This window comes from Pseudomonas sp. 8BK (assembly GCF_902506475.1).
In the GTDB taxonomy this organism is placed as follows: domain Bacteria; phylum Pseudomonadota; class Gammaproteobacteria; order Pseudomonadales; family Pseudomonadaceae; genus Aquipseudomonas; species Aquipseudomonas anguilliseptica.
Map to the genome: position 1 here is coordinate 2,755,522 of NZ_LR733252.1, position 17,932 is coordinate 2,773,453.

Here is a 17,932-nt window from a genome sequence, read left to right on the forward strand (position 1 = left end):
TCTAGACTAGGCACGGCTGTATTCGCCCGCCGCTTCCGGCTGATATTCCACCGCCAGCAGGGTCAGCTTGAGCACCTTGCCGCCAGGCGCAGCCCAGTCGATATGCTGACCCACGGACAGCCCCAGCAAGGCCGTGCCTACAGGCGCCAATACCGACACACAGCCATCACCACCGGCATCCTGCGGGTAGACCAGGGTCAGGTGGTAATCCTTGCCGCTGCTTTCCTCACGGCAATGCACCCGCGAATTCATGGTCACCACCCCGGCCGGCACCTCGTCATGGCCGACCACGTCGGCGCGGTCCAGTTCGGCCTGCAACGCGATGGCACTGGTACCAAAGTCGTCCAGGCTGTCGAGCAGATGCTCCAGACGCTGCAGGTCAAGACGGGTGATGGTGAGCGAAGGTGCGCTGGTCATGGTGCGGGTATGTCCCCTTTACGGATCGTGAAAAAAGCAAAACCCCATCACTAAGACGGGGTTTTGCAAGGCTTGAGCTGACCGTACCACAGCTAGTCAAATAAACAAGACCGCCCGGTCAAGGTGCCGCGCGACGCTGTCGCAAGCGCGCGTCGGCAGCCGCGCAGATGCTGCGCTTGCCCGTCATATCGGCTTTGCCCCAATCGAGAATTTCCTGCAGCGTGCGACCGCAGCCCAGGCAGATATCCTGATCATCCAGACAACACTGACGTCGACAGGGCGAGGCGACCTCCTGGCCCGCGCTGTCAGAGCTCTTCGAACTCAAGATCGGCACCGGATTGTTCCAGGGTGATACGCGCCAGCATTTCGCCCAGCTGCTCGTCGCTGCTGTCGCAGATCCAACGCTCGCTGGCCTGGTCATAATCGAAGTGGAAACCACCCGAACGCGCCGCCAGCCATAGCTGACGCAGCGGTTCCTGACGGCTGAAGATCAGCTGGGTGCCGTTTTCAAAACGCACAGTCAGCACCCCAGCGGAATTTTCCAGATCGAGGTCCAGGTCGCTGTCATCGAAAATATCTTCCACCGCCTGCTGGGTGGCATCGACCAGATCGTGAAAGCGGGCTTCGGTCAAACTCATTACGACTTACCTCAAAAAAGTCAGCGACTGCAAAAGTATAGGAACCTGTCGGGCTTGACCGTTCGTGACGAGGGAAAGTCCGGACCGAGTCAGTTTTGTTGGTCTTTCGAGGCGAATAGCGAGCTATTTAACGAGAAAGAACAGCAAAAATGGCCAAATCCGGCTTCTTCGCAGCAGAACAGTGTTATGTCCGACAGGCTCCCAGGGCTGCAGTGATTAATGTTCTTTCAAACTACGGCGATAGTCGCCCGGGCTCTGCCCGGTCCAGCGGCGAAACGCGCGGGCCAGCGAGCCAGGCTCGCTGAAGCCAACCAAGAAGGCGATTTCCGCCAATTCCAGCGCCGGGTCGCGCAGGTAATGCAACACCAGCTGCTGGCGCGTTTCATCCACCAACTGATTGAAGGATAACCCGGCTTCGCGCAAACGCCGCTGCAGGGTACGCGGACTGAGCGCCAAACGCGCGGCGATTTGCTGCAGGTCGGCGCCTACTTCCGGCAGCTGACGGGACAACTCCAGGCGCGCGCGATCGAGCACGCTATGGCCCTGCTGGATCTCGCCCAGCAGGCGATCAGCATAGGCATCGAGCGTCAGGCGCACCTGAGCATCAGCCTGGCCAAGCGGCGTGGCGAGCAGGCGCTTGGGGAATACCAGAGCGTTATCGGCCTGATCGAACAGCACCGGACAGCGAAAGATCCGCTGATATTCGGACATATCCGCCGGGGCAGCATGCTGAAAGCGCACCTCGGTCGGTGGAATATCCAGGCCGCTGATCCAGTGGCCGAAGGTTACCCAGCCGGCCAATGTCTCCTCACTGAGCTGACGTTTCTGCTGCGGCAACAACGGTTGCCAACTGTGTGCCACCTGCGGCTCCAGCCCTGGGCGCGGTGGCTCATCGGCAAGATCGACCTGGCCCAGATTACCCACCAACGCGGCGTAACGCGCCTGACGATGCAACGCGTCGGCGAGAGTCGCGCAGCTCATGATCAGATAACCGAGCACGCCGTAATAACCAGGGCGTACCGCCTCGCCCAGATGCAGGCCCAGCTGCTCATCGCCGGTCAGCCTTACGCCATGGCCGAGCAGCTCCAGATAGGTGCTGGCGGCGATGCGCTGATCTCGCTGGGCGAGAAGCTGCGGACTGAGCTGCACCCGCTCAAGCAGTTCAGCGCTGTCGACGCCCTGGCGCGCCAGGTAATCGAGCAAACCTTGCAGATAGGCAACGGAAACCGAGCTACTCACGGGTACGGGGTTGTCCATCCAGTCTCCTGATCACTGGCAATGGGTACGAAGACATCGCCAAAGATACAGGCAAAGCCCCGCCAGACGGGAACCCCGGCGCATAGGCAAGGCGCCGGGGGGCCGGTATACTCCGGCGCAATCATGCTTTATTACAAGGATTTCACCATGAAGCGGTTGTTTACTGCCTTTGTCGCGATGCTTGCCGTCAGCGCTCTGCTCGCTGGCTGCGGCCAGAAAGGCCCGCTGTACCTGCCGGAAGAAAGCCAGCCAGCGCCTGCGCAAACCGAATAGGGACAGCTTATGAACGCCTTCAACTACCGCGACGGTGCGCTGTTCGCGGAAGGCGTGGCGTTGTCCGCCATCGCCCAACGCTTCGGTACGCCGACCTACGTCTACTCGCGTGCGCACATCGAGGCGCAGTACCGCGCCTATGCTGATGCCCTGCAGGGCATGCCGCATCTGGTGTGTTTTGCCGTTAAAGCCAACTCCAATATCGGCGTACTGAATGTCCTGGCGCGCCTCGGTGCTGGCTTCGACATCGTCTCCCGTGGCGAGCTGGAACGCGTACTCAGCGCCGGTGGCGAGCCGAGCAAGATCGTCTTCTCCGGCGTCGGCAAAAGCCGTGACGATATGCGCCGCGCCCTGGAAGTGGGCGTGCACTGCTTTAACGTCGAATCCACCGACGAGCTGGAGCGCCTGCAAATCGTCGCTGCCGAACTGGGCAAGACGGCGGAGATCTCGCTGCGAGTCAACCCGGACGTCGACGCCGGCACTCACCCGTATATCTCCACGGGCCTGAAAGAAAACAAATTCGGCATCGATATCGAGCAGGCACCAGCTGTGTATGCCCGCGCCGCGGCCCTGCCGAACCTTCAGGTTGTGGGCGTTGATTGCCATATCGGCTCTCAGCTGACCACATTGCCGCCGTTCCTCGATGCCCTCGACCGCCTGCTCGCGCTGATCGATCAACTTGCCGCCGACGGCATCCGCATCAAGCACCTGGATCTGGGTGGCGGTCTCGGCGTGCAGTACCGCGATGAACAACCGCCACTGGCTGGCGACTACATCAAGGCCGTGCGTGAGCGCATTGCTGGCCGCGATCTGGCTCTGGTGTTCGAACCGGGCCGCTCGATCGTCGCCAACGCCGGCGTGCTGCTGACCCAGGTCGAGTACCTCAAGCACACCGAGCACAAGGACTTCGCCATCGTCGATGCGGCGATGAACGACTTGATCCGTCCGGCCCTCTACCAGGCCTGGATGGAAGTGGTGGCCGTGCAACCGCGCGATGGCGCGACGCGCAACTACGACATCGTCGGGCCGATCTGCGAGACCGGCGACTTCCTCGCCAAGGATCGCCAGCTGGCCCTGGCAGAGGGCGATCTGCTGGCCGTGCGCTCGGCCGGTGCCTATGGCTTTGTCATGAGCTCCAACTACAACACCCGCGGCCGCGCCGCCGAGGTGATGGTGGACGGTGACCATGCCTTCGAAGTGCGTCGCCGCGAGACGCTCAGCGAACTCTTTGCGGGCGAAAGCCGCCTGCCGGAGTAAGTCTGATGCTATTGCGCTTTACCAAGATGCACGGCCTCGGCAATGACTTTATGGTCCTCGACCTGGTCAGCCAGCACGCGCATATCCAGCCGAAGAACGCCAAGGCCTGGGGCGACCGCCACACCGGTGTGGGCTTCGATCAGCTGCTGCTGGTCGAGCCGCCAAGCAACCCGGACGTGGATTTCCGCTACCGCATCTTCAATGCCGACGGCTCGGAAGTGGAGCAGTGTGGTAACGGCGCGCGCTGCTTTGCCCGCTTTGTGCTGGACAAGCGCCTGACCGTGAAGAAGCAGATGCGCGTGGAAACCAAGGGCGGCATCATCGAGCTGGACGTACGCAACGACGGGCAGATCAGTGTCAACATGGGCGCGCCGCGCCTGGTGCCTGCTGATATCCCGTTTCAGGCCGAGCAGCAGGCACTGAGTTACAGCGTGGCCGTCGACGGTCAGACCGTTGAGCTGGCTGCCATGTCCATGGGCAATCCGCATGCCGTGCTGCGCGTCGACAACGTCGACAATGCACCGGTGCACAGCCTTGGAGCAAAACTCGAACACCATTCGCGCTTTCCGCAGCGGGTGAACGTCGGTTTCCTGCAAGTGCTCGATCGCCAACGCGCCAAGCTGCGCGTCTGGGAACGCGGTGCCGGGGAAACTCAGGCCTGCGGTACCGGCGCCTGCGCAGCGGCAGTGGCGGCAATCAGTCAGGGCTGGATGGACTCACCGGTGCAGATCGAACTGCCCGGCGGCAAACTGAGCATCGAGTGGGCAGGCCCCGGCCAGCCCGTTATGATGACCGGACCCGCAGTACGTGTGTACGAAGGACAGGTTCGCCTATGACCGACAAGCAGGATTCACCCAAGCCACTGGATTCGGAAACGGTTGCTGCTTATCTGCGCCTGCATCCGGAGTTCTTTATCGACCACGATGAGTTGATCCCCGAGCTGCGCATTCCGCACCAGCGCGGTGATACCGTGTCGCTGGTCGAGCGCCAGGTGAAACTGCTGCGCGAGCGCAATATCGAGATGCGTCACCGCCTCTCACAACTGATGGACGTGGCCCGCGACAACGACCGCCTGTTCGACAAGACCCGTCGCCTGGTGCTCGACCTGCTCGATGCCAGCAGCCTGGAAGAAGTGGTCAGCTGCGTCGAAGACAGCCTGCGCCGCGAGTTTCAGGTGCCCTTCGTCAGCCTGATTTTGTTCAGCGAAGCGCCACTGCCGGTTGGCCGCTCGGTCAGCAGCGCCGAAGCGCACCAAGCCATTGGTGGCCTACTGGCCGGCGGCAAGACCATCTGCGGCGTATTGCGCGAGCATGAGCTGAACTTCCTCTTCGGCAGCGAAGACGGTGCTCAAGTCGGTTCGGCGGCGGTGGTCAGCATCAGCCATCAGGGCCTGCATGGCGTACTGGCGATTGGCAGTGCCGATCCGCAGCATTACAAGAGCTCGCTGGGCACGCTGTTCCTCGGTTATATCGCCGAAGTGCTGGCACGCGTTGTACCGGGCTTTGCCACACCTTTGCGCTCGGTGCGTTAATCGTTGTAAGCATCGCACCGACTGCACCGCAGGGAGCTTCCATGCAAGACCTCCTGGACGCCTACCTCGAACACCTGCGCAGTGAGCGCCAGCTTTCCTCCCATACCCTGATCGGCTACCGCCACGACCTGAGCACGCTGCTGGCGTTCTGCAACCAGGAGCAGATCGACAGCTGGAACGCGCTCGATACCGTACGCCTGCGCCGCATGATCGGCCGCCTGCATATGCAAGGTCAGTCCAGCCGTAGCCTGGCGCGCCTGCTCTCAGCCACCCGTGGCCTCTATCGTTATCTGATTCGTGAAGGCCACTGCCAGAGCGATCCAGCCAGCGGGCTGACGCCGCCCAAGGGCGAACGTCGCCTGCCGAAAACCCTGGACGCCGACCGTACCGCACAGCTGCTCGACGGTGCCCTGGAAGACGACTTTATCGCCCGCCGCGATCAGGCCATGCTGGAGCTGTTCTACTCCTCAGGCTTGCGCCTGTCCGAACTGGTCAGCCTCAACCTCGATGGCCTCGACCTGCCCGCCGGCCTGGTACGCGTCATAGGTAAAGGCAACAAGACTCGTGAACTGCCGCTTGGGCGCATGGCACGTGAAGCGATGCAGCAGTGGCTGCCACTGCGTGCGCTAGCGAACCCGAGCGACGGCGCGGTGTTTATCAGCCAGCAGGGCCGACGCATCGGCCCGCGCGCGGTGCAGCTGCGCGTGCGCCAGGCCGGCGTGCGTGAGCTGGGGCAGCACCTGCACCCACATATGCTGCGCCACAGCTTCGCCAGCCATATGCTCGAATCTTCCCAGGACCTACGCGCGGTGCAGGAGCTGCTTGGCCACGCCGATATCGCCACCACCCAGGTTTACACCCACCTGGATTTCCAGCACCTGGCCACGGTCTATGACAAGGCTCATCCACGGGCCAAACGCAAAGGCAGCACAGAATGAGCATTCAGCTGATTACCTTCGACCTAGACGACACCCTGTGGGATGTTACCCCGGTGATGCAGGACGCCGAAGCGGCACTGCGCAACTGGCTGGCGTTACACGCACCACGCCTCGGCGGCGTGCCGGTGGAACACCTGTGGACGATTCGCGCCACCCTGCTGCAGGCCGAGCCAATGCTCAAGCATCGCCTCAGCGAGCTGCGTCGACGCATTCTTTTCCACGCTCTGTCAGATGCAGGCTATGCACACGCGGATGCACAAACGCTGGGCGAGGCCGGCTTTCAGGTGTTTCTCGCCGCGCGCCATCAGGTCGAGCTATTCGCCGAGGTGCACCCAACCCTTGAAACCTTGGCCAATCGTTTCCAGCTCGGGGTCATTACCAACGGCAATGCCGATGTGCGCCGCCTGGGCCTGGCCGATTACTTCCAGTTCGCCCTGTGCGCCGAGGAACTGGGCGTCGGCAAACCCGACCCGAAACCTTTTACCGAAGCGCTGAAACGCGCGGGCATCGCCGCCGAGCACGCGGTGCATATCGGCGACCACCCCAGCGACGATATTGCCGGGGCGCAGGCTGCAGGGCTACGGGCGATCTGGTTCAACCCCCAGGGCAAAGCCTGGGAGGCCGACAATGCCCCGGACGGGCAGATCCGCAGCCTGGCTGAGCTGCCGGCATTACTGCATAGCTGGGCGTGACCAGCGCTTAACCGCCACAAAAAAGCCCGCAGACTTCAGCCTGCGGGCTTTTTGTATTCGTACAGGCACTTAGGGGCTGCTTACGATCGCGCGAGTTAGAGTCCTGCAAGGCAAAAACCGGTGAGGAAGCGGAGTGTACTGTTGTACATGAGCATTCCGAGCCGGTTTTTAACGCCGCAGGGCCGACGCGCAGCAGATCATAATGGGCCCTTAGATAGGGCGGCTGCCGTATTTGCTGTCCGGTTTTTTGGGCGGGTCGGAAACCACATTCGGCTCGACTTCCTGCACCTTGCCACCACGGGAGAGGAACTCTTCCATGGCGCGGGCCAGCGCGTCACGCTCTTTCTGCTTGGCTTCGATGCTCGGCAGTTCTTCTACGTCGACGGCGGCTTTGGCTTTTTTGCCTTTGCTGGCGGGTACGACTTCGTCGTCACCGTCGCCATCATCGCTGCTATCGCCATCATCGGCGGCAGCCAGCTCCTCGCCTTCGTCTTCGTCAGCGCCTTCTAATTCGTCGTGTTCCAGATCTTCGTCGCTCATGTTCCAACCTCATGACTTGCGAAAAGCAGAGTAGTTATAGCCCAGCTGCGTCAGCTTTCTAACGTCGCTGATAAAAATTCCAGTGGCCTTGCCTTGGGCTGAGCGTTGCGCATCGGCGAACTGCGCTCAACGGCGCGCATTCTAGGGTCTGTTGCCGCTCCATCACAACCGCGCAAATGCTGAAAACCACAACCTTTAATGGGCATTCAGAAAAAATTGCCTGGAGCAATTTTTAACGTCGCGCAGCGACGGCCCGGAGGGTGGCCGCCAGGGATGGCAGGCTATAAAAAAGGGCGCCCTGAGGCGCCCTTGTTGAAACCCTAGGAAATCAACGCTTGGTGAATTCCGGATAGGCTTCCATACCGCATTCGGCGATATCCACACCTTCGTACTCTTCTTCCTCGCTGACACGCAGGCCGATCACCAGCTTGATGATGGACCAGACGATCAGGCTGGCCACAAAGACCCAGGCGAAGATCGCGCCGATACCCAGCAGCTGCGCGCCCAGGCTGGCGTCGCTATTGGTCAGGCAGACAGCCAGCAGGCCCCAGATACCGACCACGCCGTGAACGGAGATGGCACCGACTGGATCGTCGAGCTTGAGCTTGTCCAGGCCAAGGATCGAGAACACCACCAGCACGCCACCCACGCCACCGATCAGGGTGGCTTGCAGGGCAGTCGGGGTCAGCGGCTCGGCAGTGATGGCCACCAGGCCAGCCAGGGCACCGTTGAGGGCCATGGTCAGGTCAGCCTTGCCGAACAGGATACGCGCCACGATCAGCGCGGCGATCAGGCCACCGGCAGCCGCCATGTTGGTGTTAACAAACACGTTGGCTACGGCGTTGGCGTCTTCGATGGTGCTCATCTTCAGCTGCGAGCCACCGTTGAAACCGAACCAGCCCATCCACAGGATGAAGGTACCCAGCGCTGCCATCGGCAGGTTGGCACCCGGAATGGCGTTGACCTGGCCATTCGGGCCGTACTTGCCTTTACGTGCGCCGAGCAGCAGTACGCCAGCCAGAGCAGCAGTAGCACCAGCCATGTGCACCACGCCAGAACCGGCGAAGTCGAGGAAGCCCGCTTCGTTAAGGAAGCCCGAACCCCATTTCCAGAAGCCCTGTACCGGGTAGATGAAACCAGTCATGACCACGGCGAAAGCCAGGAAGGCAAACAGCTTCATGCGCTCAGCAACGGCACCGGAAACGATCGACATGCAGGTCGCGGCAAACACCACCTGAAAGAAGAAGTCCGAACGCGCCGAGTAGTAAGGGGCATCGTCACCGCCGGCGAGAACCGACTCAACGCTGTTCTCTTCACCCAGCAGGAAACCCAGGCTTGGCAGGATGCCGCCTTCCGGGCTGGAGTACATGATGTGGTAGCCGATCACCAGGTACATGATGCTCGCCACTGCATACAGGGCGATGTTCTTGGTGAGAATTTCAGTGGTGTTCTTGGCTCGCACCAGACCGGATTCGAGCATGGCAAAACCCGCTGCCATCCACATTACCAGGGCGCCGCAAACCAAAAAGTAGAAGGTATCAAAACCGTACTGCAATGCAGTCAATGCTGTGTTGTCCATGGTTCACCTCTTGCCGTGCGCTTTTTAGCGCTATTCGGTTAAGACGTCCGGGTTGGCTCCGGACGCGCTCCGTGTGCTTACAGGTTGTAGCCGCGCTCGTTATGCAGGGCGAGATCGAGACCGATGGTCTCTTCCTCTTCGCTGACACGCAGGCCCATTACTAGGTCGATCACTTTCAGAATCACGAAGGTCACCACCGCGGTGTACACCACTGTGAAGGCCACCCCCTCGAACTGGATCCACAACTGCGCCGGAATGTCTTCCACCGTGCCGAAACCACCCAAGGCCGGTGCGGCGAACGCCCCGGTGAGAATGGCGCCGACAATGCCGCCCACGGCATGCACGCCGAACACGTCGAGGGAATCGTCATAACCCAGCTTGCGTTTCAGGCTGGTGGCGCAGAAGAAGCAGATCGCCCCACTTGCCAGACCAATCGCCAGAGCGCCCATCGGCCCCGCCGTACCGGACGCTGGGGTGATCGCCACCAGACCCGCCACAGCACCCGAAGCAATGCCCAGAACGCTTGGTTTGCGGTGAGTGATCCACTCGGCGAACATCCAACTCAGCGCCGCGGTAGCGGTGGCAATCTGGGTGACCAGCATGGCCATACCGGCGCTGCCGTTGGCTGCCAGCGCAGAACCTGCGTTGAAGCCGAACCAGCCGACCCAGAGCATGCTTGCGCCGATCAGGGTGTAGCCGAGGTTGTGCGGCGGCATCGCGGTCGTTGGGAAACCCTTGCGCTTGCCCAGCACCAGACAGGCCACCAGACCGGCGATACCGGCGTTGATGTGCACCACGGTGCCGCCAGCGAAGTCGAGCACGCCCCAGTCCCACATCAGCGCCCCGTTACCGCCCCAGACCATGTGCGCGATAGGCGCATAAACCAGGGTGAACCACACCGCCATAAAGATCAGCATGGCCGAGAACTTCATGCGTTCGGCAAAGGCACCGACGATCAGCGCCGGGGTGATGATGGCGAAGGTCATCTGAAAGGTGATGAACACGCTCTCTGGAATCCCAGCCACCAGGCTGTCCAGGGTCAAACCAGATAGGAAGGCTTTGGAGAAACCGCCGACGAAGGAGTTGAAGTTGACGACTCCCTGCTCCATGCCAGTGGTATCAAAGGCCAGGCTGTAGCCGTAAACGACCCACAGAATGCTGATCAACCCGGTTACTGCAAAACACTGCATCAACACCGACAGCACGTTCTTCGAACGCACCATGCCGGCGTAGAAAAGCGCCAGACCGGGGATGGTCATAAACAGCACCAGTACAGTGGCGACCAACATCCAAGCGGTGTCGCCGCTGTTCAGGCTTGCCTCTTCGGCCATGGCAAAGCCAGGAACGAGAGACAAAAGGGCTCCTAGCCCTGCGATTTTTCGCAGAGTCATGGTTTAACTCCTGGGGCGTGGGGTTCGTTCGGAGGCTTAAACTGCGTCGGTGCCGGTTTCGCCGGTACGGATGCGGATCGCCTGTTCCAGGTTTACAACGAAAATCTTGCCGTCACCGATCTTGCCGGTGTTAGCAGCCTTGGTGATGGCCTCGATCACGCGATCGAGTTGATCGTCAGCGATGGCCACGTCGATTTTCACTTTTGGCAAGAAATCGACCACGTATTCAGCACCGCGGTACAGCTCGGTATGGCCCTTCTGGCGACCGAAGCCTTTGACTTCAGTGACAGTGATGCCCTGCACGCCGATCTCCGACAGTGACTCACGGACGTCGTCCAGCTTGAACGGCTTGATGATGGCAGTGACTAGCTTCATGTAACTCTCTCCCGTGTATGGTGGACTTGCCCCAGGAATTACGAACCCGGCCCAAGTCTAAGCGCAGTGCCTGGCTTTTGTAATGCATCGCAGCCCTGACCCAGCGGCACCGATGCTCACCAACCGCTCCCGACGAAACACTTCCCCGCTTCGCCTGACGCACCGGAACTGCATCGGTGCATGCGTCGCAGGAGACAAAGCAGAAAGCTTGCCAGAACAGCTAAACCCGATTCATTTCATGCAGTTACCCGGCAAACGGGCGTTCTAGCCCGGTACTAGCCAACCGCCAGCGCACAACAACGGTGCAACGGCCCGCCAAGCAGCGCGCGAAAACTGTGCAGAACCTGCCAACGCCGTTCCGGACCCGCCCAGCAAGCCAGATAAAGCTGCGTGCTACACTGCCGCCACCTGTAAACGGAACCTCACCATGCTGCCACCTAAAGCCCTGCTAGATGCCCTGACCACCCATGCCTCGCGCCTGTTCAACGGTGACGCGCCCTTGCCGCGCGGCGAGTTCGAAGCCCAGTTCAAAGTGCTGCTGCAAAGCGCCTTCAGCAAACTCGACTTGGTCAGCCGCGACGAATTCGACAGCCAGATGGTCGTGCTAGCCCGCACCCGTGCGCGCCTGGAAGCCCTCGAAGCCAAGGTCGCCGAGATGGAAGCGCGCAGCGCGGACGCGCCAGCTACCGACGAGTAACGCCCGCAGCGGATGCATCAGCCGATCAAGGAGTGATCGATGTCCCTGGCCATAGTCCACAGCCGCGCCCAGGTGGGAGTTGAAGCCCCCGCCGTCACCGTCGAAGCCCACCTGGCCAATGGCCTGCCTTCACTGGCCCTGGTCGGCCTGCCGGAAACCGCCGTCAAGGAAAGCAAGGACCGCGTGCGCAGCGCCATCCTCAACTGCGCATTCGATTTTCCCCCCAGGCGCATCACCCTCAATCTGGCACCTGCAGATTTACCCAAAGACGGCGGGCGTTTCGACCTGGCAATTGCCCTGGGCATTCTCGCCGCCAGTGGCCAGGTGCCAAGCAGTGCACTGGAGCCGCTGGAATGCCTGGGTGAACTGGCGTTGTCCGGGGCGATTCGTCCAGTACAGGGCGTCTTGCCCGCTGCCCTGGCCGCCCGCGCTGCCGGACGCACCTTAGTAGTGCCCAAGGCCAATGCCGAGGAGGCCAGCCTGGCGTCCGGACTGACGGTGATTGCCGTCGAGCACCTGCTGGAAGTCGCCGCCCACCTCAATGGCCAAACGCCGATTGCGCCCTATCAGGCTCAGGGCTTGCTGCGCCACGTGCTGCCCTATCCCGATCTGGCCGAGGTACAGGGCCAGATCGCCGCCAAACGCGCGCTGCTGGTAGCAGCAGCCGGCTCGCACAACCTGCTGTTTACCGGGCCACCCGGCACCGGCAAAACCCTACTGGCCAGTCGCCTGCCGGGGCTGTTACCACCGCTGGATGAGGCCGAAGCACTGGAGGTGGCGGCCATTCATTCCGTGGCCAGCCATACGCCGCTATGTGCCTGGCCGCAAAGGCCCTTTAGAACGCCTCATCACAGCGCATCCGGCCCGGCGCTGGTTGGCGGAGGTGTAAGTTCTAGAATTAAATGAGAACAAACATAATTAGCTGAGAGTTTCTGACGATATTTGCGCGAGCGCATTCTCACGTGTTAACCGTGATAGCTCAGGCGAGATTGGTTCTAATCAGGCAGCGAGGGCACACGCTGCGAGTTGGCCTTTTAGTCGCCAGCGATCACCTGGTGCTGATTGGTTTTACAGCGGGCCACAGGTTTGGCAATCTCAGATCGTCAGATCGACCCGGAACACGCATGACGAAAGACGAACTACGCGCTGAGCTTGAGCGCCAGAAACAACGTTTTGAGGCAGTTTATGGCGGTGAAGTCATGACCTATGCAACTCAGCCTGGGCCAGATCGAAAGCCTTGGAAAAAGCGTCCGAGCCTGCTGGATCAGGCGTTCCAGGAAGAGATACGCAAGGAAGAGAAGCGGCAGGCGGATCTCTCCAGTTAACGGCTGTTTTACGCAACCTCTTGTATCGCGACTTACGTTGCGAAATACTGCGCTCAACAACTAACCCTCACGACCGGCGTGGCTTGACCATCTGGTTGGAGGGGGAAAAAGCCGGCCGAGCGCCGGTTTTTTCGTTTCTGGTGTATGAAAAATCCAGGGAACGCTCGAGCTAGAGCCTCTGTGCATTCGTATCTACGCCGGCAGTACAACGTCTACTACGGCCGCTTGTGTGGCACTCCCTGGTAAGTGGGTGGATCTGCTGCCCCTCTTCGAGGGGACGATAGAGAAAACGGAAAAAACGTACGCCAAGCCTGCGACCTGACAGGTTGAGGTCATAGGGTTGCTGGCGAAACGTCAGAAAATACCGGGATCTGCCCTATCCGGACATTGCGCAGGGTGCCACCCAGACGCCTAGTTAGGGTTTACTTCAACTGGGCGGGGTTTTATTGCGCATGCGGGCGGTCAAATCAACTCCCAGCGCTCGCATCACTACCAGCATGGTTTTCATGCGTAGGGTTCTCGCTGAAAGGCACAAAAATATTTGCAAATGATCTAACCAAAACGCGAATATCCTCACTTGCGAAATAGTGAAGATACGCGATGGAGCAACCTCACGCAGGGCTAGCGAAAGAACCAGGACTGTGGCGCGTCGATGGCATAGGGCCAATTGATGGGCATGCTCAGTTAGGGAATAGAGCAACCGTCTTTTTCTCTGGCCTAACTGACATAGGTTTAAGTAAACCCTACGCTTCAAGCTCTCGGAATGGATCAACACATAGCCTATCGGTTCATACCTCCTGGCTTCAGGAGTTTAAGGTCGGCTCTCTCTGGGAAAATGGACTCTGTGTTTCCGGCCCAAGAGAGGCTCCTGTAACTGTCGCAATTGACACAAGCAGCGCACGGTCTGTTCCACTGATGCACGCAGTCAGATTAGCTGATCAGTGGGCACCCTCTGTACTACCGACAGCATATTTCGACATGGGGCAAAACCGCTCAGCGCTTGCATCTTCTTCATATGTAATTGTCCGAGTACTCGAGAATCCTCGAATTCAATGGCTTGTGATACCAGCCTCTGAGCTTTTCAGATTTTATACTGGAGCCTCTGCACGATTTATTTCCTGCAGCTTGCAAGGTCTCTTTGATGACTACGTCGACTGGGAGAATTGCGAAAAAGAAGAAGGCCAACCAGTTTTGTATATACGGAAAGATATTAATCACCAAGAAGCTTCAATTTTAGCACGCGCTTATTGGTCACCTACGGCTATGGACTCACTCCTAGGGCCGCACAAGCATTTATCAAAGACAAACATAAACAATGCAACACTCAGCGAGCACAATAAGTCCCCACTTATAATTGAAGCGAGCTTTCCGTTCACAGGCATAACTCAACTCAAGGTCTCCGGAAAAAAAATGCTTTTAACAAAAGCAGGAGCCTCTGAGCAATGGGCACTTTTTGCAATGGAAATCAATCATTGCGCACGGCCCAGAGACTTCTCCAGAGTTGTATTGAGAAAAGATGAGGCTTTCTTATCAAGCAAGCAGGTTAATAGCCCCGCTAGCGCTATAAATCCACCACACTTTAACCCCTTAACTGACGAGGATAGTGAATACGAGTTCAACGATGAGCCAGCAGATCAACGCCTTAACCGTCTTGTGTCTCTCAGCTACACCAACCAATTCAGCGCATTCGAAGGACTTGTGTTTGAACACAGACGACCACCGACTGTCCAGAACATCTCTCAGTCAGGGTTTAAAATTGATGTCACCGTTAGCGCCCTGACACGAGAGGATGGTAGTTACGCTGAAAGCACACATGGCATCTTAGGCATAAGTGCATTCCAGAACCAAGACTACCACTTAGATAGAGAGCTTTCGCTCTTTATTGAAATGCTAGCGCACCTTCGTGAAAAGGCAATTAATCATAACTGGACAATACGCACACGCAAACGGAACGGGGTTACAAGCACAGGAGATGATCTTATTACTACATTTCCCGAAAGAGTGGGGAAAAGATATACATGGCATAAGATAATAAGCCCGGATGGTAATAAACGCCCCCGCAAAATAGTGTGGACCGAAATAGTTACAAGCGACGAGTCAAAATTCGCCTATTTGCTAGAAATGGAATTAAAGTCTGGCGCATCGGGACAATGCACTCTGCTGCTACATAGACATGACTTTACCAGCCTTGACGACCAATTATTCAACGAACTTTTAATATTAACAACAGTAAAGAACCGCTGGCCTGAACCTGAAAATGAATGGAAGGATAATCATCGCAAGCGCGCAAAAATATTATTCAGTAAAATCTGCACGTACCGTATTAGACACCCTTCAACTTCCAAGCATTCAGATAATAATTTATCTCACATAACGCCAGAACAAAACCCAGATACTCGTTTTTGGAGCGACATAATATATAGCCGCATAATAGAGAATCTTCCTATACTGGTTAGCGAATTCTGAATTTACGATCGTAGAATATGTGAGAGCCCTAGTGCAGAAAAAAAGTAAACAAAATAGCGAAAGTGCAAATTCAGCTCCTTGGGAGGACGCGTTGATTTTAGCGTTCAGAGACCTTCAGTGGATGGTCAAACAGCATGCTGTTATGGCAAAAGCTGTGCAGTTACTGACGCAAAAAAGCCAGGGACTCGCAAGCCTTCCCGAAAACCAGCGAGGTGCCGATCTTCTCACCAGCCCTCCGCCTCTCCTAGCCAAGCTTGATGGAAGAGCCGAATCTGCAAGCGGGGATGTTCTAACGTCGAATGGGGCACGCTTTTTCCTACTTGAGTTCAAATCAGAAAAAGCAAAATTAGCGACTGAGAAAGGAAAATTCATCCTGGATTTTATGAAATTCATTGATCCACAGTTCGACCTACCTTTCATAGAGCTTTCACGCAATGGCCATTTTGTTGTTTACCCGACATTTCCCAAAGGGCGGAAAGCTCCAGATAATGGTTTCATGCCGGTTCATGAGACTATCTTAGAAGCGCAACCATATTACGACGCACTAACTGGGCCACTACGACAAGAAGCTGACCCCGATTTTTACGTCGTGGAACCAACTACTGTGCGTGGACTACTGTGGAGCTCTAATAGCGGATTATTGTTAGAAGATATGGCCGCCTATTTGTGGGCTCTTTGTAAAGCTCATGATGATGAGGGTGGTAACGGGCACCCGATGAAAGCAGTGATTGCAAGCGCTGATGGATTTTATTGGCCTGTCGCAGATCTCTCCGATCTCATTCAGTTTGCGCATTATTTTGAGCAAAGACCTGCTTCTGAGAACTCAATAAACCTTATTGAAGAACGACGAAAAGAGCTGGTACCAACTATTGAGGCCTTCATCTGGAGGGAAAGCACCGAAGCTGCTGATCAGCTTGATGCTGAAGAGAGGAAACCCTCCTCCGAGCTGAGATTTGGGCGATAGTTCTAGTCCAACTAGACTAATACAACCAAGGCTTGATGTCATATCTAACTCCTCGCATGCTTGACTCGCGCTAGCATGAGTCAAACCAACAAATAGCGAAATTAAATAACAGCTCTGATACATGGGCAGCACCTCAAAAATTATATTAACGACCTCCACGAGCTCTAATTTAATACAACATCGCCTAAGAAACCCAAGAGCATATCAAAGCGTTTACATGGTATATCCACTTTAAAGAGTTAGATTTTCGAATGAACGCAACTGACAAATCTTTTCAGCTCACAGACGTAATCGATGACGCGCCATTCAACGCTACGGCACAAAAATATCCAATGGGAATAGCCTTTCTTGAGGAACCCTCTTCAGAGGCAGGCCTCAAGACAGTCAAGGCAGATGGTCTCCAATTTGCGAAATGGCTAAGGTTAAATCACCAGAACCTACAAGTGGCGGTTGAAGACTCGCCCCGACTCATTCTCCACTCTGCCGATATTTGGATTCCGCTGGCTTTTTTAGCCAGCGATGTTGCATTTCCTGTATATCTAAATCTCATAGCCAGCTATTTGTACGATCGAATGAAAGGCAGTCTTAAAGGTGAGTCGCCGCGCGTTCACTTTAGTGCGGAATTTCAAGATAATCACTCCGGAAAAATAAAGCGTTTCACTTTCGAAGGCGACCATGAATCACTGAAATCCGCTATCAAACGCTTTGATGCAAACGAGTTTTTCCGTGAGTAAATTATTTACGCACCCACATATAAATGAGATTTTTCTACACATTAAAAATATAACCACGCAAGCCGTGGTCGATATTAATGCATTGGAGTTCGAGTCAGCAATTACATCATTGCTTTCCGCAAAAAACCACATCAGCGAAGCGCGCTACAAGCACGAAGACAAAGAAGAAGATTATTTGAACGCACTTTGGGTGCTTGATCGGTTTATTGAATTGTTTGAGGACTACTGTCAACTCTGGCTCGCAATAACCTCGGGGAGGTTCTCTCAATCCTGGGTGAATTTACAAGACTGCCTAAGTAACCTGAGAAATATTAAACGATTTTCCAAGATAACTATTGAGCAACTTGAGGAGCAATTACTCCAACTTGAGCAAGCATACCCATATAAAATATTCGCATCTATTGGAGCAATTGTTGACCATTTTGAATGCAGCGTTTGCGGAAAAAACATTGATAGTTTTGACTGCCCGCATATGCAGGGCCAACTATATGGCGGAGAAATGGCAGTAGCCATTGCCAAGGAAGTAACAAGGCTTGACCATGTAGCGCTGGTAAAAAACCCAAGAGATAAACGGTGCGTGATCACACTAGACGATAGCGACCCAGGATTCTCCATTATCAACTACATAGGAGAACTCATTGATAACAAAACATGCAATATAATTGGCTTTTCCAAATTGATCTTCTCAAAGCGCCTCATTCCTAATCCGAATTATCAGCATAAAGATAGAAATGAAATTTGCTTCTGTGGCAGCGGTATAAAATTCAAGAAATGCTGCATTAATACCCGCATTGTTTCAAAAGATCATGTCGATGTAATGGGAACCACTCGTACAGCTAATCAGCTGCTCTCATAAAT

At 56.7% G+C, this 17,932-nt stretch carries 20 protein-coding genes and 1 pseudogene; 13 read left to right on the plus strand and 8 right to left on the minus strand.

Translation table 11 applies throughout. The features are described 5' to 3' along the window. Positions 1 to 6 precede the first annotated feature (6 nt). The 4 genes from rnk to ACIN8IBEIGE_RS12725 all read right to left on the minus strand — a co-directional run bounded on the left by rnk (position 7) and on the right by ACIN8IBEIGE_RS12725 (position 2,312). On the minus strand, positions 7 to 417 hold the full coding sequence (gene rnk, locus ACIN8IBEIGE_RS12710; RefSeq protein WP_160014945.1) for a nucleoside diphosphate kinase regulator: 411 nt from the start codon (positions 415 to 417) through the stop codon (positions 7 to 9). Between the two features lie 118 nt (positions 418 to 535). Next, positions 536 to 745 carry a DUF1289 domain-containing protein gene (locus ACIN8IBEIGE_RS12715; RefSeq protein WP_256665281.1) on the minus strand — a complete coding sequence of 70 codons (210 nt, stop codon included), beginning with the start codon at positions 743 to 745 and terminating at the stop codon, positions 536 to 538. Further along, entirely contained in the window at positions 723 to 1,055 is a 333-nt protein-coding gene (gene cyaY, locus ACIN8IBEIGE_RS12720) for an iron donor protein CyaY (protein ID WP_090254611.1), read from the minus strand. Before cyaY ends, ACIN8IBEIGE_RS12715 begins: the two co-directional genes overlap by 23 nt. Positions 1,056 to 1,271: 216 nt before the next feature. Beyond that, positions 1,272 to 2,312, minus strand: coding sequence for an AraC family transcriptional regulator (locus ACIN8IBEIGE_RS12725; RefSeq protein ID WP_160014947.1), 1,041 nt, complete (start codon positions 2,310 to 2,312; stop codon positions 1,272 to 1,274). A 147-nt stretch (positions 2,313 to 2,459) separates the two neighbouring features. On the opposite strand from ACIN8IBEIGE_RS12725, the gene ACIN8IBEIGE_RS12730 reads away from it, so the two are divergent. Genes ACIN8IBEIGE_RS12730 through ACIN8IBEIGE_RS12755 form a run of 6 tightly spaced genes read left to right on the plus strand, consistent with a single transcriptional unit; the run spans position 2,460 to position 7,003 of the window. Continuing rightward, a complete protein-coding gene (locus tag ACIN8IBEIGE_RS12730) occupies positions 2,460 to 2,585 on the plus strand; it encodes a lipoprotein (protein ID WP_090387640.1) in 126 nt (41 codons plus the stop codon). 9 nt (positions 2,586 to 2,594) lie between these two features. Next, positions 2,595 to 3,842 carry a diaminopimelate decarboxylase gene (gene lysA, locus ACIN8IBEIGE_RS12735; RefSeq protein WP_160014948.1) on the plus strand — a complete coding sequence of 416 codons (1,248 nt, stop codon included), beginning with the start codon at positions 2,595 to 2,597 and terminating at the stop codon, positions 3,840 to 3,842. 5 nt (positions 3,843 to 3,847) lie between these two features. Next, positions 3,848 to 4,678 carry a diaminopimelate epimerase gene (dapF, locus tag ACIN8IBEIGE_RS12740; RefSeq protein ID WP_160014949.1) on the plus strand — a complete coding sequence of 277 codons (831 nt, stop codon included), beginning with the start codon at positions 3,848 to 3,850 and terminating at the stop codon, positions 4,676 to 4,678. Continuing rightward, complete coding sequence (locus ACIN8IBEIGE_RS12745; protein WP_160014950.1) at positions 4,675 to 5,373, plus strand: DUF484 family protein; 699 nt, start codon at positions 4,675 to 4,677, stop codon at positions 5,371 to 5,373. The genes dapF and ACIN8IBEIGE_RS12745 overlap by 4 nt, the downstream gene beginning before the upstream one ends. A gap of 41 nt (positions 5,374 to 5,414) precedes the next feature. Further along, complete coding sequence (gene xerC, locus ACIN8IBEIGE_RS12750; RefSeq protein ID WP_160014951.1) at positions 5,415 to 6,311, plus strand: tyrosine recombinase XerC; 897 nt, start codon at positions 5,415 to 5,417, stop codon at positions 6,309 to 6,311. Continuing rightward, positions 6,308 to 7,003, plus strand: coding sequence for an HAD family hydrolase (locus ACIN8IBEIGE_RS12755; protein ID WP_160014952.1), 696 nt, complete (start codon positions 6,308 to 6,310; stop codon positions 7,001 to 7,003). The genes xerC and ACIN8IBEIGE_RS12755 overlap by 4 nt, the downstream gene beginning before the upstream one ends. Before the next feature lie 210 nt (positions 7,004 to 7,213). Here the strand turns inward: ACIN8IBEIGE_RS12755 and sutA are convergent, their stop codons facing one another. The 4 genes from sutA to glnK form a co-directional block, all read right to left on the minus strand. After that, positions 7,214 to 7,543 carry a transcriptional regulator SutA gene (gene sutA / locus ACIN8IBEIGE_RS12760; protein ID WP_160014953.1) on the minus strand — a complete coding sequence of 110 codons (330 nt, stop codon included), beginning with the start codon at positions 7,541 to 7,543 and terminating at the stop codon, positions 7,214 to 7,216. A 328-nt stretch (positions 7,544 to 7,871) separates the two neighbouring features. Beyond that, the gene (locus ACIN8IBEIGE_RS12765) at positions 7,872 to 9,122 is read right to left on the minus strand and encodes an ammonium transporter (RefSeq protein ID WP_160014954.1); all 1,251 of its coding nucleotides are present in this window, start codon (positions 9,120 to 9,122) and stop codon (positions 7,872 to 7,874) included. A gap of 77 nt (positions 9,123 to 9,199) precedes the next feature. Then, positions 9,200 to 10,513: an ammonium transporter gene (locus ACIN8IBEIGE_RS12770; RefSeq protein WP_160014955.1), complete on the minus strand. Its 1,314-nt coding sequence runs from the start codon at positions 10,511 to 10,513 to the stop codon at positions 9,200 to 9,202. A gap of 36 nt (positions 10,514 to 10,549) precedes the next feature. After that, a complete protein-coding gene (glnK, locus tag ACIN8IBEIGE_RS12775) occupies positions 10,550 to 10,888 on the minus strand; it encodes a P-II family nitrogen regulator (RefSeq protein ID WP_021700071.1) in 339 nt (112 codons plus the stop codon). 427 nt (positions 10,889 to 11,315) lie between these two features. On the opposite strand from glnK, the gene ACIN8IBEIGE_RS12780 reads away from it, so the two are divergent. The 7 genes and pseudogenes from ACIN8IBEIGE_RS12780 (at position 11,316) to ACIN8IBEIGE_RS12810 (ending at position 17,930) form a co-directional block, all read left to right on the plus strand. Beyond that, a complete protein-coding gene (locus ACIN8IBEIGE_RS12780; protein ID WP_160014956.1) occupies positions 11,316 to 11,585 on the plus strand; it encodes an accessory factor UbiK family protein in 270 nt (89 codons plus the stop codon). Positions 11,586 to 11,624: 39 nt separating this feature from the next. Continuing rightward, positions 11,625 to 12,470: pseudogene (locus tag ACIN8IBEIGE_RS12785) on the plus strand (YifB family Mg chelatase-like AAA ATPase); the annotation flags it as partial. Between the two features lie 239 nt (positions 12,471 to 12,709). Next, positions 12,710 to 12,910 (plus strand): hypothetical protein, encoded by a 201-nt coding sequence (locus ACIN8IBEIGE_RS12790; RefSeq protein WP_160014957.1) that lies wholly within the window; start codon positions 12,710 to 12,712, stop codon positions 12,908 to 12,910. A 600-nt stretch (positions 12,911 to 13,510) separates the two neighbouring features. Further along, positions 13,511 to 15,376, plus strand: coding sequence for a hypothetical protein (locus tag ACIN8IBEIGE_RS12795; RefSeq protein ID WP_160014958.1), 1,866 nt, complete (start codon positions 13,511 to 13,513; stop codon positions 15,374 to 15,376). A 31-nt stretch (positions 15,377 to 15,407) separates the two neighbouring features. After that, positions 15,408 to 16,340: a hypothetical protein gene (locus ACIN8IBEIGE_RS12800; RefSeq protein ID WP_160014959.1), complete on the plus strand. Its 933-nt coding sequence runs from the start codon at positions 15,408 to 15,410 to the stop codon at positions 16,338 to 16,340. Positions 16,341 to 16,591: 251 nt separating this feature from the next. Beyond that, positions 16,592 to 17,074: a hypothetical protein gene (locus tag ACIN8IBEIGE_RS12805; RefSeq protein ID WP_160014960.1), complete on the plus strand. Its 483-nt coding sequence runs from the start codon at positions 16,592 to 16,594 to the stop codon at positions 17,072 to 17,074. Beyond that, a complete protein-coding gene (locus ACIN8IBEIGE_RS12810; protein ID WP_160014961.1) occupies positions 17,067 to 17,930 on the plus strand; it encodes an SEC-C domain-containing protein in 864 nt (287 codons plus the stop codon). Before ACIN8IBEIGE_RS12805 ends, ACIN8IBEIGE_RS12810 begins: the two co-directional genes overlap by 8 nt. The last annotated feature ends 2 nt before the right edge of the window (positions 17,931 to 17,932 follow it).

Coding starts and splice junctions, on each gene's coding strand:
- rnk (WP_160014945.1), bottom strand. CDS start 417: ATGACCAGCGCACCTTCGCTCACCATCACCCGTCTTGACCTGCAGCGT.
- cyaY (WP_090254611.1), bottom strand. CDS start 1,055: ATGAGTTTGACCGAAGCCCGCTTTCACGATCTGGTCGATGCCACCCAG.
- ACIN8IBEIGE_RS12725 (WP_160014947.1), bottom strand. CDS start 2,312: ATGGACAACCCCGTACCCGTGAGTAGCTCGGTTTCCGTTGCCTATCTG.
- ACIN8IBEIGE_RS12730 (WP_090387640.1), top strand. CDS start 2,460: ATGAAGCGGTTGTTTACTGCCTTTGTCGCGATGCTTGCCGTCAGCGCT.
- lysA (WP_160014948.1), top strand. CDS start 2,595: ATGAACGCCTTCAACTACCGCGACGGTGCGCTGTTCGCGGAAGGCGTG.
- dapF (WP_160014949.1), top strand. CDS start 3,848: ATGCTATTGCGCTTTACCAAGATGCACGGCCTCGGCAATGACTTTATG.
- ACIN8IBEIGE_RS12745 (WP_160014950.1), top strand. CDS start 4,675: ATGACCGACAAGCAGGATTCACCCAAGCCACTGGATTCGGAAACGGTT.
- xerC (WP_160014951.1), top strand. CDS start 5,415: ATGCAAGACCTCCTGGACGCCTACCTCGAACACCTGCGCAGTGAGCGC.
- ACIN8IBEIGE_RS12755 (WP_160014952.1), top strand. CDS start 6,308: ATGAGCATTCAGCTGATTACCTTCGACCTAGACGACACCCTGTGGGAT.
- sutA (WP_160014953.1), bottom strand. CDS start 7,543: ATGAGCGACGAAGATCTGGAACACGACGAATTAGAAGGCGCTGACGAA.
- ACIN8IBEIGE_RS12765 (WP_160014954.1), bottom strand. CDS start 9,122: ATGGACAACACAGCATTGACTGCATTGCAGTACGGTTTTGATACCTTC.
- ACIN8IBEIGE_RS12770 (WP_160014955.1), bottom strand. CDS start 10,513: ATGACTCTGCGAAAAATCGCAGGGCTAGGAGCCCTTTTGTCTCTCGTT.
- glnK (WP_021700071.1), bottom strand. CDS start 10,888: ATGAAGCTAGTCACTGCCATCATCAAGCCGTTCAAGCTGGACGACGTC.
- ACIN8IBEIGE_RS12780 (WP_160014956.1), top strand. CDS start 11,316: ATGCTGCCACCTAAAGCCCTGCTAGATGCCCTGACCACCCATGCCTCG.
- ACIN8IBEIGE_RS12790 (WP_160014957.1), top strand. CDS start 12,710: ATGACGAAAGACGAACTACGCGCTGAGCTTGAGCGCCAGAAACAACGT.
- ACIN8IBEIGE_RS12795 (WP_160014958.1), top strand. CDS start 13,511: ATGGAGCAACCTCACGCAGGGCTAGCGAAAGAACCAGGACTGTGGCGC.
- ACIN8IBEIGE_RS12805 (WP_160014960.1), top strand. CDS start 16,592: ATGAACGCAACTGACAAATCTTTTCAGCTCACAGACGTAATCGATGAC.